Source organism: Photobacterium sp. (genome assembly GCF_033720175.1).
Classification (GTDB): domain Bacteria; phylum Pseudomonadota; class Gammaproteobacteria; order Enterobacterales; family Vibrionaceae; genus Photobacterium.
In genome coordinates this window covers 1-13,184 of sequence record NZ_JAWWDA010000026.1, presented here as the reverse complement: position 1 = coordinate 13,184, position 13,184 = coordinate 1, and the positions used below count along the sequence as shown (strand labels likewise).

The window sequence follows — 13,184 nt, the reverse complement described above, 5'->3', positions numbered from 1 at the left end:
AACAAAAAAACACTTATAATCAACCATTTAATATTTTTGTAGGCTGGTTAGCTTAATCCATAACGATCTTTGAGTTCTTTTAGGTAGCGGCGACTGACAGGAACCTGATGGCCATGCAAGGTGGTAATTTCTGCCAGTCCATTTTCCAGCAATTTAATCTCTCGGATCGCCTGCGGGTGGATCAGGTACTGGCGATGGCAACGGATCAACGGGGTTTTTTCTTCTAATACCTTCAAGGTCAGTTGGGTTGTTGCCGTGGTTTCAGTACTGACAATATGGACTCCAGACAGATCTGAAAAAGCAAGTTCAATTTCAGCAGGGCGGAGCAGCAAAATACGGTTATGGCCCGTGCAGGGGATCAGCTCCAGCATTTCCGTCACCAAAGGTGAGTAATCTTTGGTTTCACATTCTCGCTTTAACCGATGAATGGTTTTGCTTAAACGGGCCACTTCAATCGGCTTGAGCAGATAATCGAAGGCATTGTCTTCGAAGGCTTTGAGGGCATATTCATCGTAGGCGGTGACAAAAACTACCTTCGGCATGGTTTCTGGATCGAGCATGCTGAGCATTTCAATTCCGGTAATTTGCGGCATTTGAATATCGAGAAAAATCACATCGGGTTTCAGTGCATTGATTTTTTTAAGCCCTTCAATGGCGTTGTTGCAATGGCCGATAACCTCAATGTCGCCAGTATCATGCAGCAAATCGATTAACTCTTCTCGCGCATACCGTTCATCATCAATGACTAATGCCTTAATCATGCTATTTTTCCCATTGTTATGTCGATTATCCATTATCTATTGGTCCGGTGCTGCTTGCTGTGGGTCTCGTCTCTTCTGCTGGCAGTGCTTTATCTGCCGGCAGCGTAATGATAGCCTGAGTCCACGCATTCTTCTGGCAGTTCATGGTCAGGCCGTATTGCTCACCAAACATATTTTTCAGACGCTTATCGACAATTTTCATTCCCAGCCCGATTTCTTCGCTGCCTGAACGGTAGTTACCGGCATTGTCTTCCACGGTTAAAATGATCTGTCCGTTCTGTAAATAGCCCCGAATAATAATTTTACCATTTTCCAGCAGTGACGAGGTGCCGTGTTTAATGGCATTTTCAACCAGAGGCTGAAGCGTAAAGGTCGGTACCTGGATTGCTAATAATCCTGGCTCAACATCGATTTGAACATCAAGGCGGTCAGAAAAACGTGCCAGTTCAATTTCTAAATAGGAGTGAACATGGTGCAGCTCTTCTTCTATGGTAACGGTTTCGATGTTCTGTTTTAAATTACGCCGGAAAAACTGAGACAGGTGCTGGATCAGTTCTCGGGCTTTATCCGGATCCCGGCGTATTACGGCGTTAATGGTATTGAGCGCATTGAACAAGAAGTGCGGGTTCACCTGCGCTTGCAGCAGGCGTAATTCTGCTTGCGTCAGCAGGGTTTGCTGTTGAATATAACGCCCCGTTAGTATTTGATTAGAAAGTAGTTTTGCAATCCCTTCACCGAGTGTCATATTGACGGTCGAAAATAGTTTACGCTTAGGCTCATAGAGTTTAATCGTGCCCAGCACATCGTTGTTGCCACCCATTAAGGGGATCACCAAAGCTGAGCCCAAAGAACATTTATCATGCAGGGAACAGCTGTAAGGCATCTCATAACCGTCAGCATAGACCAGTTCACCGTTATCAATGGCGCGGCGGGTGTAACCTGAAGAGATTGGGGTGCCTGGCAGGTGGTGATCATCACCGATACCAATAAAGGCGAGAATCTTATCCCGATCTGTGATGGCGACAGCGCCGACGCCGGTTTCTTCATAGACAATTCGGGCGATCTGCTTGGTGTTTTCCTGGTTGAACCCCTGGCTGAGAATACCTACCGAACGCTGGGCAATTTTTAAGGCCAGGCTGGAAAAGGCCGCAGAGTATTTTTCGTAGATAGTTTTACGATCTCGAATGATACTCATAAAGAGCGCAGCCCCGACCGAGTTGGCAATAACCATTGGCAAGGCGATGGCACTGACCAGATGCAGCGCCTGCTCATAGGGTTCGGCCACCATCAGAATAATAAACATCTGAATAATTTCAGCGACTAAAGTAATAGTGAACACCACAAACGGTTTATACAGCTGATCAACCTGACCGCGCCGGACATAGTAGCTGTGTAATAAACCGCCCAGTACCCCTTCGGTGGTTGTTGAAATGGCACAGGCAACGTCGGTAAACCCGCCCATGCTGTAGCGGTGTAGCCCGCCGGTCAGGCCAACCGCAAAGCCAACGAACGGTCCGCCCAGCAAGCCTCCCATGACGGCGCCAATGGCTCGGGTATTGGCAATGGCATCCTCAATGTTCAGGCCAAAGTAAGTGCCTAAAATACAGAAAAGGGAAAACAGCACATAGCAGGAAAATCGCTGCGATAAGCGACCAGAAACTGTAGTAATTGGCATAAACAACGGGGTTTTACTTAGTAAGTAAGCTATGACCAAGTAGACGCTGAGTTGCTGTAATAGGGAAAAAATCAGTTCCATGATGAATCTGTGAGATAGATGAGCTCTGTCACTAGGATATCTGGGTTTGTGTTGATAACCCAAGCGGAATTTGATGTAAACATAAATTTACATGTGGTGTTTTTTCTTTACACCTACTTGCAAGGAGTAGAAATTCCTTGTTATGGTTGAGCCAGAATAACAGGGCAAACCTGTTTTACTTTTCAAATATACGGTAGTCAGGTCGGCCGCAACCACCTGCTAGCAGAATTACGATTACAGGGAAGCCGACATGCAAAAAGACCAGTTGAATAACATCCATATTCAAGATGAGCGCGTATTGATCACCCCGCAGCAGTTGAAAAATAAACTGCCAGTGAGTGACGAGGCATTGGGCTTTATCCGCCAGTCACGCCAGACCATTGCCGACATCACGCACAAACGTGATCACCGTGTGCTGGTGGTTTGCGGTCCATGTTCAATTCATGATATTGAAGCGGCAAAAAGTTATGCCATGAAGTTAAAGCAGCTGTCCGAAGAGCTGAAAGATCAACTGTATATTGTGATGCGAGTCTATTTTGAAAAACCGCGTACTACGGTGGGCTGGAAAGGACTGATCAATGACCCGCACCTTGATGGATCTTTTGAAATTGAGGAAGGCTTGCATATTGCGCGTCAACTGCTGATCGATCTCGTTGAAATGGGCATTCCTCTGGCAACCGAAGCGCTCGATCCAATCAGTCCGCAATACCTTGGTGATTTGTTCAGCTGGGCGGCAATCGGTGCCCGAACCACGGAATCACAAACCCACCGTGAAATGGCAAGTGGCCTGTCGATGCCAGTGGGCTTTAAAAATGGTACAGACGGTAGCCTGGCTACGGCGATTAATGCAATGCAAGCTGCCGCATCTGGACACCGGTTTATGGGGATCAACCGTGAAGGTCAGGTGGCATTACTCAATACCCAGGGTAATCCAGACGGTCATGTCATTTTGCGAGGGGGTAAACAGACCAACTACGATTCAGTCTCAGTGACGGAGTGTGAAAACGAGATGATTGCTTCAGGTCTTTCACCGTCCTTAATGATAGACTGTAGTCATGCAAACTCAAGAAAAGACTACCGTCGTCAGCCACTTGTGGCAGAAGATGTGATTCATCAAATCCGTGAAGGCAATAAGTCGATTATTGGTCTGATGATTGAGAGTCACTTAAACGAAGGCAGCCAGAGTGCTGATTTACCTCGCGAAGAAATGGCTTACGGGGTATCGATCACCGATGCATGTATCAGTTGGGAAGCGACAGAAACCTTACTTCGCCATGCTCACCAGGAGTTAGTTCCATTCTTGCAGGAACGTTGTGAAGGTTAACTGATCCTTTCACTGCTACTTCGTTCATTATCGTCATCGAAAGTACTCTTATAGAGTGATGCTCTGTTGGATCAAAACAGGCGCGCTGTCGACAGACGCTTGAATGACATAGCGACGAGCTGGCGGTGACAAGTATGGGTATGCCAATCGGTATTAAATAAAGGTGGAATAAGTAGAGATCATGGTTGCTGAACTGAGCAAATTAAGAGATCAAATCGATGATGTTGATCAGCAGATGGTTGAGCTTCTAGCTCGTCGTCTGGCATTGGTAGAAGAAGTCGGTCATGTAAAAAGCAAGCATGGTTTGCCTATTTATGCGCCTGACCGTGAAGCGGCGATGCTGGCTTCTCGCCGCCAGGAAGCTGAGCATAAAGGGGTTCCCCCCGATCTGATTGAAGATATTCTGCGCCGTACCATGCGAGAGTCTTATTCAAGTGAGAATGACTCCGGCTTTAAATGCCTGAAGCCAGAACTTCGCCCAATTGTTGTTGTGGGTGGGTATGGTCAGCTCGGCGGGCTATTTTGCCGTTTATTTGAATTATCTGGTTATCAGGTTCGCAAATTAGGGAGTCAGGATTGGGATCGTGCCGATGACATCCTGGCAGATGCCGGGATGGTCGTTGTGTCGGTGCCGATCAACCTCACGGAACAAATTATTGCCAAGTTAGATCATCTTCCTGATGACTGTATTCTTGCCGATCTGACTTCCATTAAGAGCGGGCCGCTGCAAGCCATGCTGGAAGTGCATCGCGGACCGGTGATTGGTCTGCATCCGATGTTTGGTCCGGATATTGCCAGCCTGGCTAAACAGGTGGTTGTCTATTGCGATGGCCGTCACCCCGAAAGCTACCAGTGGCTACTGGAGCAGATTCAGATTTGGGGGGCGACATTAAATCGTATCAGTGCGATTGAGCATGATCAGGGTATGACTTTAATTCAGGCTCTGCGCCACTTCACTTCATTTGTCTATGGCGTGCATCTGGCCGAAGAAGATCCGCAACTTGAACAGCTGTTATCGCTGAGTTCGCCAATCTATCGTCTGGAGTTGGCGATGGTCGGGCGTTTGTTTGCCCAGGATGCCCAGTTATATGCCGATATTATTATGTCTGCGCCGCAAAACCTGGCAATGATTAAGCGTTTCCACCAACGTTTTGGTGAGGCGATTGAAATGCTGGAGCGCCAGGATAAAGAAGCGTTTACCCAGGCATTTAACCAGGTTGAACATTGGTTCGGGGATTATGCGCAGCATTTTTTGACTGAAAGCCAGGGGCTGCTCAGACAGGCGAACGATTCAACACATAGAAAATAAATGATTTTGCCTCGGGATCGCGGCTTACGCTTTGTTCAGCAAAAAGCGAGAGTGTTTGAGACTCTCGCTTTTTGTTGGTAGCAACTCGCGGCTTATTACTCGATGGCGACTTCAGTCGGTTTGACATTTTCACTAGGGTAGCACCCTAGTGCTTTGATGAAGCGGGTTAAGCGGGTCAGCTCTTCCAGCGCCTGCTGCATGACCTCAGATTTCAGGTTCACTTCGACATCGAGGTAGAACATTTCTTCCCAAGGATTGCCAATCACCGGACGTGATTCCAGCTTCGTCATATTGATGTTGAGGTTGCGTAGCACTAATAAACATTCCACCAACGAACCGGCTTTCTGCGCGGTTGACATAATCAGCGTCGTTTTAGCTGGGATCAGAGGAGTGACTTCGACAGGTTTACGTGCAACGACGATAAAGCGGGTAAAGTTCTCATGCTGATTGGCAATATTGGTCTTCAGTGGTGTTAAGCCATAAAGTTCACCACTGGATGCATTACCTATCGCAGCAACATTCGATAGCTTTAATTCTGCGACTTTTTTCATCGCCTCAGCCGTGCTTGAGCAGTACTCTTGGGTAATATTGCCCATTGAGTGCAGGTATTCGCTGCATTGCTGGTGAGGTTGCGGATGAGAGTAGAGGGTGTCGATCTTTGCAATATCGGTGTCAACCGCTGTTAGCAGGCAGTGTTCAATGGGCTGGGTGATTTCCCCCACAATCGATAGGCTGGTGTGCTGCAGCAGATCGTAAACTTCATTGATTGAGCCTGAACTCGTGTTCTCAATCGGTAGTACACCGTAATCGGCATTGCCGGTTTCGACCACATTGATGACATCGCGAAATGTCGAGCAGCTGATTTCCCTCAGTTGAGTTTGTTTGCGGCTAAAGTAATTGCGGCTGGCCAGATGAGAATAGGAGCCCTTGGCGCCGAGGAAAGAGACCCGGGCGACGGGCTGCTGACTGTCAGGATTAGTGAGCTTTTGCAGATAGGCCTGTTGAAACAGGACGGAGTCTTCAATAATGGTGTGGAAGATTTGGGTAATATACTGTGAGTCCAGTTGTTCGGCATTGCCGGCTTCGATCAGGCGAAGTAGCAGCTCTTGCTCCCGGGCCTGATCGCGTACAGGCTTTGCCGTTTCTATTTTACTTTTTGCGACTTCCAAACTCAGCTGACGGCGTTCGGCCAACAGCTTGATAATCTCATTATCAATGCGACTGACATTCTTACGAATATCATCAAGTGAATAGTGTTGCTCTGTCATTGTAAGTCCCTGTCTGATCTCATCTTGTTTTACCGATGGCGAATACAAAAAAGCCCCCCTTTGTGGGAGGCCGTCTATTCGTCTTTAGCTTGTTTCTAGCGCAACGAAAAGCCTCCCGTTAAGGTGACATAAAAAAAAAGCTAAAGAAAAACAGCTGAGTGACTGTCATGGTAGTGATTGCTTAGTTATGTGGTGAATATGACTCAACACTATTCAGCCAGCTTAGGCTTGTCAAGATTAATTAACGTTAGAACGTAAACAGCCCCGCGACAGGCGGGGCTGTTTGTTATTCCTCTCTTAGACGTTATACGTCTGCTTCTTCTTCTGCCACCACTTCTTCAGCAACTTCAGGCTTTTCACTGTGGCTGGCGCGGCGAGCTGCTGGCTTTTGCGTTTGTTTCTTTAGCTGACGTTCTAGTTTTTGATGGAGCTCGGTAATTGCTCCATACATATCATCGTGTTCCGCTGAGGCAACAATTTTTCCTCCTGGAATGGCGGCGGATGCTTCGATTTTAAATTTTCTGCTTGGCTCTTTACTAATCACGGCATGTCTGCTGATTAGTGGTACCTGAAACTTTTCTAATTTTTTAAACTTAAATTCAATACGCTCACGGATAGCAGGGGTGATATCGATGTTTTTACCGGTGATTTCTACTGTCATAATTATCTTTCCTCTTTTGCTACCCTTTGTTGGGTTAACTTCAGGTTACTAAAATACGGAGGTTATAATGTGATCTGGTTCACGCTTTGGCTTTTAAACGAATAACTCGAAACATTCTGTGACCGGGCGTCATTTGTGATAAAAAAGTTTAGATAAAGTGCTTGTCGAACACTTGAAGATTAAGGCAGTATGAAGAAATGAACGACACTGGCGGCTTGTGCTGGCCAGGGCGTTTTTTCGAGCAATAGCCATTGTTTGGGTGAAATTCAACCAAGTCATCGAGACCCCTCCTCAGGCGGAAACGGCTGGTTGCAGTGGTATTTTCAGTACACAGAATATAAAAACGGCAGCCATCAGGCTGCCGTTTGCTTATTAGAACGTATGCTTGGTGCTTTTAACCGATCAGTTCGGATTTAAGGCGATCAGTTTTTTTGTGTTCTCGATAGGCTCTTGTAAACCGAGCTCTTCATATGCGGTCAGCATTAATTTCAGTGACTGACGAGCAGCCTTGGTATCCGGGTATAGACGCTGAATTTGCTGACACCGATTAATGGCCGCAATCCAGGCTTCGCGGCGAATATAAAAGTCGGCTGAAGCAAGTTCATAGTCAGCCAGACGGTTCTTAAGATAAATCATCCGAGCTTTGGAGTCCGCGGCATACGGGCTGTCCGGATAACGATCTAACAAGCGTTTAAAATCACGGAATGCCTTGCGTGCAGGTTCAGGATCTCGATCATGGCGATCAATGCTGAATATGTCATGCATGAAGCTGCGATCCTGAGCCATGTTGGTCAGGCCACGCATATAAAGTACCCAGTCAGCTTTTTCGTGCGCTGGATTTAAACGGTTAAAACGATCTATGGTTGCTTGGCCTAAGGCTAAATCGTCATTTTTGTAGTAAGCATAAATGAGATCCAGTTGTACCTGTTCAGAGTACGCACCGAAAGGGTAGCGAGAATCAAGTGTTTCTAAACGTTCGATGGCAGTCGTCCAGCTGCCACTCTGCAAAGCTTGCTGAGCCGTTGTATACAGTTCTGATGGCGGTACATCAGGCACAATTTCTTCAGTGCTGGAACAGCCTGAAAGAAGGGCAACGGCAAGCAGAGTCGTAATTGTCAGGCGTTTCATTGCGGCGTCAGATTCCTTGATAAAAAATTTATTCGTATGATCCATTACGGTCTGAGTCGTTAACAGATACAATGACACTATTAGGTTATTTTACGCAGCGTATGGCTATTAGTCTCACGCTTTTTGAAAAAGTTCGTTATGGCACAGAAAATAGAGTTAACAAACACAGTAAATGAGAGCCAATTAGGTCTGCGCCTTGATCAGACTATTGCTGAATTATATCCGGATTATTCGCGTTCGCGCATTAAAGAGTGGATTTTAAATGGCATGGTTTCAGTCAATGGCGAAATCGTCAAGAAGCCTCGCGCAAAAATGATGGGTGGCGAAGCACTGGTAGTCAACGCTGATATCGAAGATGAAGAGCGCTGGGTCGCACAAGATATCCCATTGGACATAGTCTATGAAGATGATGATATTCTGGTGATCAACAAGCCGCGTGATTTAGTTGTCCACCCTGGTGCGGGTACTCCTGATGGTACCGTGCTAAATGGATTGCTTTTCCATTGTCCGTCACTGGCTGAAGTGCCTCGTGCCGGTATTGTTCACCGTCTCGATAAAGACACGACGGGCCTGATGGTCGTTGCCAAGACGATTCAGTCACAGACGCGTCTGGTTCGTGCATTGCAAAAACGCAAGATTACCCGTGAGTATGAAGCTATTGCGATTGGTAAAATGGTGGGCGGCGGCACGGTAGAGAAACCAATTGGTCGCCATTCAACCAAGCGTACTTGTATGGCGGTACATGAATTGGGTAAGCCTGCAATCACCCATTATCGTGTTGCTGAGCATTTCCGTGAGCATACCCGTCTCGTGATCCGTCTCGAAACTGGTCGTACTCACCAGATCCGTGTCCATATGGCATATCTTTCTCACCCATTGGTTGGTGATCTGCAATATGGTGGTCGTCCGCGTCCGCCACGTAATGCTTCGCCGGAACTGATCCAGGCACTGCGTGCTTTTGATCGTCAGGCGCTGCATGCACGTATGCTACGTCTTGCGCACCCGATAACAGGGGAAATCATGGAATGGCATGCGCCGTTACCGAGCGATTTCGTCGGAATGGCTGAGATCCTGCGTAAAGATAAGCAAGCACATCAGGACGACGAGTACTAAGATGTGGATTATTCCTGACTGGCCTGCGCCCAAAAATGTAAAAGCAGTCAGTACCATTCGCAAGGGTGGCTGTAGTGCTGCACCTTATGATGGGTTTAATCTGGGGCTTCATGTCGGGGATAACGCAGAACACGTTCAGCGCAATCGTGATTTCTTGCAGCAAAAGCTGGAGTTATCATTAGCTCCGGCCTGGTTGAATCAGATCCACAGTAATCGGGTCATCGATCTGGAAAAACCACTGAGCGCGGTAACTGATGCCGATGGCAGCTATACTCAGCGTTCCGGTCTGGCTTGTGCAATTATGACCGCGGATTGTCTACCCGTGCTGCTGTGCGATCGTGCAGGAACCCAAGTGGCTGCGGTACATGCGGGCTGGCGTGGTTTAGCTGGCGGAATTATTGACGCGGCACTGGCAAAATTCTCAGCACCCTCTTCTGAAATCATGGCCTGGTTAGGGCCGGCGATTGGTCCTACCGCGTTTGAAGTCGGGGGCGAAGTGCGGGAACAATTTATGGCACAGGATCCAAATGCCGAACAGGCCTTTGTGGCTTACGGTGACAAGTGGCTGGCAAATCTTTATCTGTTAGCAACCCAGCGTTTGCAGTCATACGGTGTCACTCAGGTGTATGGCGGTGAGCATTGCACCTTTAATGAGCCTCAACGGTTTTATTCATACCGACGTGATCCCGTTACCGGGCGTCAGGCCTCTTTGATTTGGCTCGACTGAGCCTATTTCGACTTCCTCAAAAAGCGACGTGAAAACGTCGACTTTTTATCCAATATATCCTCTCTTATCTTAGTCGCAACGCTTGAAAAATTCTCTGCTAGTATCCATATAACTGATAGTAGAAAAATTATTATGGATACTGGGAGGACTTATGCGTCTTGACCGATTTACCAGCAAATTTCAAATGGCGATTTCTGATGCACAATCGCTGGCTTTAGGGCGAGACCATCAGTATATCGAACCCGCCCACTTGATGGTGGCGTTACTGAATCAGGATGGCAGCACAATTCGCCCGTTGCTGACCATGCTGAATGTCGATATCTCCCAATTACGCTCCAGCCTGGCAGAGCTGCTTGACCGTTTACCGAAAGTAACCGGTATTGGCGGCGACGTTCAGTTGTCACATAGCATGGGCCTTTTACTCAACATGTGCGACAAGCTGGCACAGAAACGCAAAGATAAATTTATCTCTTCGGAATTGTTTATTCTGGCGGCCGTCGATGACAACGGGCCGCTTGGAAAGCTGTTGAAAGATTCAGGGCTGACAGCTGCAAATATTGAACAGGCAATAGATCAGGTACGTGGCGGACAAAAAGTGGATGATCAAAATGCGGAAGAAAATCGCCAGGCCTTAGAAAAGTTCACCATTGATCTGACCGAGCGTGCAGAGCAGGGAAAACTGGATCCTGTTATTGGTCGGGATGATGAGATCCGCCGTACTATTCAGGTTCTTCAGCGCCGAACTAAAAATAACCCGGTCATTATTGGCGAACCAGGGGTGGGTAAAACTGCCATCGTTGAAGGGCTGGCTCAGCGTATTGTGAACGGCGAAGTACCTGAAGGGCTACGTAATAAGCGTGTGCTTTCTCTTGATATGGGTGCACTGATTGCCGGTGCCAAATTCCGAGGTGAATTTGAAGAGCGTTTGAAGTCGGTGTTAAACGAGCTTTCTCAAGAAGAAGGCAGCGTGATTTTATTCATTGATGAGTTGCATACCATGGTTGGCGCGGGTAAAGGCGAAGGATCAATGGATGCGGGCAACATGCTCAAGCCTGCGTTGGCCCGAGGCGAATTGCACTGCGTGGGGGCGACTACCCTTGATGAATATCGCAAGTATATCGAGAAAGATGCAGCGCTGGAGCGTCGTTTCCAGAAAGTACTGGTGGATGAGCCGACGGTTGAAGATACCATTGCCATATTACGTGGCTTGAAAGAGCGTTACGAGTTGCACCACCATGTAGAAATTACTGATCCGGCAATTGTCGCTGCAGCCAGGTTGTCTCACCGCTATGTCTCAGATCGCCAGCTGCCAGATAAAGCGATCGACTTAATCGATGAGGCTGCATCAAGCATCCGTATGCAGATTGATTCTAAGCCGGAGTCCCTGGATCGATTGGAACGCCGTATCATCCAGCTCAAGATTGAACAGCAGGCGTTGGTAAAAGAAAGCGATGAAGCCAGTCAGAAGCGTCTGAGTGATCTGTGTAAAGAACTCGACAGCAAAGAGCGTGACTACGCCGAACTGGAAGAAGTTTGGAATGCTGAAAAAGCGGCCCTGTCCGGTACGCAATACATTAAGTCCGAGCTGGAACAAGCCCGGACCGATATGGAAATTGCCCGCCGTGCTGGTGATCTGAATCGTATGTCGGAGCTGCAATACGGTAAAATCCCCGCGCTGGAAAAACAGCTGGATCTGGCGGCTCAAGCTGAAATGCAGGAAATGAGCCTGCTAAAAAATAAAGTCACAGAAGCTGAAATTGCAGAAGTGCTTTCTCGCCAGACCGGTATTCCTGTGGCAAAAATGCTTGAAGGTGAGCGTGATAAGTTACTGCGTATGGAAGAGGAGCTTCATAAGCGGGTCATTGGGCAGAATGAAGCGGTGGAGGCGGTATCAAATGCCATCCGCCGTAGCCGTGCTGGTTTATCTGATCCAAACCGCCCAATAGGCTCCTTCATCTTTTTGGGCCCTACCGGGGTTGGTAAAACAGAATTGTGTAAATCACTGGCTAACTTCATGTTTGACAGTGAAGACAATATGGTTCGTCTAGATATGTCGGAGTTCATGGAGAAACACTCGGTGGCTCGTCTGGTCGGTGCACCTCCCGGCTATGTTGGCTATGAAGAAGGGGGGTATTTAACAGAAGCCGTTCGTCGTCGCCCATACTCAGTCATTTTATTAGATGAAGTGGAAAAAGCGCACCCTGATGTGTTCAACATTCTATTACAGGTGCTTGATGATGGTCGTCTGACTGATGGTCAGGGCCGTACCGTTGATTTTCGTAATAGCGTCATCATCATGACGTCCAACTTAGGTTCTGATCGTATTCAGGAACACTTTGGTGAGCTTGATTACGAAGGTATTAAGAATCTTGTCATGGAAGTGGTCGGTCAGCATTTCCGTCCGGAGTTTATTAACCGTGTTGATGAAACCGTTGTCTTCCATCCATTAGGTCAGGAAAACCTCAAGCATATAGCAGGTATTCAGGTTGCACGTTTGGTAAAACGTCTGGAAGAAAAAGACTATGTACTTAACTTGCAAGAAAGTGCATTAGAGCTTATTGCTGAAGCGGGTTTCGATCCTGTCTTTGGTGCGCGTCCGCTGAAACGCGCCATTCAGCAGTATATTGAGAACCCACTGGCGCAGGATATTCTGGCTGGTAAATTTGTGACCGGGAAAATCATCAATATCACGGCTGAAGATGGACATATCGTTGCGAAGCAATAACAGCGGTTAACTCTGTTTGCGTATCTACTATTTAAACACCTGCTTCTATCTGAAGTGGGTGTTTTTGTCTCTGACAAAGGAGCCAACAAACTGACAAAAGCAATTTTAAAGATGCTTTTTAACCAAATAACCTGTGGTTGTTTATATTTTGATCGATTGGTTGTTTTTGATGAGATTTTTTCAAAAAAGCTATTGCCAATACGATCAATGTCTCTATAATGCCGCCTCACTGACACGGAGAACGGCGCTTAGCCAGCAACCTAGTCAGTATGTTCTTTAACAATTTGACCATGCAATCTGTGTGGGCACTCGTGAAAAAGTTAAGTCGAAAGATTTATCAATGAACTGAGTGACCGAACAGTATGATTCCTGCAGAGGAGTGATATTGGCACAGTCAATTTATGCTTCAACT

At 47.3% G+C, this 13,184-nt stretch carries 10 protein-coding genes and 1 other annotated feature; of the genes, 5 read left to right on the top strand and 5 right to left on the bottom strand.

Going from position 1 to position 13,184, the window contains the following annotated elements; genetic code table 11:
- Positions 1-47 precede the first annotated feature (47 nt).
- On the bottom strand, positions 48-761 hold the full coding sequence (gene btsR / locus R3289_RS19905; protein WP_318927655.1) for a two-component system response regulator BtsR: 714 nt from the start codon (positions 759-761) through the stop codon (positions 48-50).
- Positions 762-786: 25 nt separating this feature from the next.
- Positions 787-2,517, bottom strand: coding sequence for a sensor histidine kinase (locus R3289_RS19900; RefSeq protein WP_318927654.1), 1,731 nt, complete (start codon positions 2,515-2,517; stop codon positions 787-789).
- Between the two features lie 250 nt (positions 2,518-2,767).
- On the opposite strand from R3289_RS19900, the gene R3289_RS19895 reads away from it, so the two are divergent.
- Complete coding sequence (locus R3289_RS19895) at positions 2,768-3,841, top strand: 3-deoxy-7-phosphoheptulonate synthase (protein ID WP_318927653.1); 1,074 nt, start codon at positions 2,768-2,770, stop codon at positions 3,839-3,841.
- Positions 3,842-4,022: 181 nt separating this feature from the next.
- Positions 4,023-5,150, top strand: a complete 1,128-nt coding sequence (gene tyrA, locus R3289_RS19890; protein ID WP_318927652.1) for a bifunctional chorismate mutase/prephenate dehydrogenase — start codon at positions 4,023-4,025, stop codon at positions 5,148-5,150.
- A gap of 95 nt (positions 5,151-5,245) precedes the next feature.
- On the opposite strand, the gene pheA is transcribed toward tyrA, so the two are convergent.
- From pheA to bamD, 3 genes are all read right to left on the bottom strand, one after another.
- Positions 5,246-6,418 (bottom strand): prephenate dehydratase, encoded by a 1,173-nt coding sequence (gene pheA, locus R3289_RS19885; RefSeq protein ID WP_318927651.1) that lies wholly within the window; start codon positions 6,416-6,418, stop codon positions 5,246-5,248.
- A gap of 43 nt (positions 6,419-6,461) precedes the next feature.
- Positions 6,462-6,585: a sequence feature (Phe leader region), on the bottom strand.
- A 137-nt stretch (positions 6,586-6,722) separates the two neighbouring features.
- Positions 6,723-7,079: a ribosome hibernation-promoting factor, HPF/YfiA family gene (hpf, locus tag R3289_RS19880; RefSeq protein WP_318927650.1), complete on the bottom strand. Its 357-nt coding sequence runs from the start codon at positions 7,077-7,079 to the stop codon at positions 6,723-6,725.
- A gap of 402 nt (positions 7,080-7,481) precedes the next feature.
- Positions 7,482-8,207, bottom strand: coding sequence for an outer membrane protein assembly factor BamD (gene bamD / locus R3289_RS19875; RefSeq protein WP_318927649.1), 726 nt, complete (start codon positions 8,205-8,207; stop codon positions 7,482-7,484).
- Between the two features lie 138 nt (positions 8,208-8,345).
- On the opposite strand from bamD, the gene rluD reads away from it, so the two are divergent.
- The 3 genes from rluD (at position 8,346) to clpB (ending at position 12,772) form a co-directional block, all read left to right on the top strand.
- Complete coding sequence (rluD, locus tag R3289_RS19870; protein WP_318927648.1) at positions 8,346-9,320, top strand: 23S rRNA pseudouridine(1911/1915/1917) synthase RluD; 975 nt, start codon at positions 8,346-8,348, stop codon at positions 9,318-9,320.
- A gap of 1 nt (position 9,321) precedes the next feature.
- A complete protein-coding gene (gene pgeF / locus R3289_RS19865; RefSeq protein WP_318927647.1) occupies positions 9,322-10,047 on the top strand; it encodes a peptidoglycan editing factor PgeF in 726 nt (241 codons plus the stop codon).
- 151 nt (positions 10,048-10,198) lie between these two features.
- Positions 10,199-12,772, top strand: coding sequence for an ATP-dependent chaperone ClpB (gene clpB / locus R3289_RS19860; RefSeq protein ID WP_318927646.1), 2,574 nt, complete (start codon positions 10,199-10,201; stop codon positions 12,770-12,772).
- Positions 12,773-13,184: the final 412 nt, after the last annotated feature.

Coding starts and splice junctions, on each gene's coding strand:
- bamD (WP_318927649.1), bottom strand. CDS start 8,207: ATGAAACGCCTGACAATTACGACTCTGCTTGCCGTTGCCCTTCTTTCA.
- R3289_RS19895 (WP_318927653.1), top strand. CDS start 2,768: ATGCAAAAAGACCAGTTGAATAACATCCATATTCAAGATGAGCGCGTA.
- pgeF (WP_318927647.1), top strand. CDS start 9,322: ATGTGGATTATTCCTGACTGGCCTGCGCCCAAAAATGTAAAAGCAGTC.
- clpB (WP_318927646.1), top strand. CDS start 10,199: ATGCGTCTTGACCGATTTACCAGCAAATTTCAAATGGCGATTTCTGAT.
- tyrA (WP_318927652.1), top strand. CDS start 4,023: ATGGTTGCTGAACTGAGCAAATTAAGAGATCAAATCGATGATGTTGAT.
- rluD (WP_318927648.1), top strand. CDS start 8,346: ATGGCACAGAAAATAGAGTTAACAAACACAGTAAATGAGAGCCAATTA.
- btsR (WP_318927655.1), bottom strand. CDS start 761: ATGATTAAGGCATTAGTCATTGATGATGAACGGTATGCGCGAGAAGAG.
- pheA (WP_318927651.1), bottom strand. CDS start 6,418: ATGACAGAGCAACACTATTCACTTGATGATATTCGTAAGAATGTCAGT.
- R3289_RS19900 (WP_318927654.1), bottom strand. CDS start 2,517: ATGGAACTGATTTTTTCCCTATTACAGCAACTCAGCGTCTACTTGGTC.
- hpf (WP_318927650.1), bottom strand. CDS start 7,079: ATGACAGTAGAAATCACCGGTAAAAACATCGATATCACCCCTGCTATC.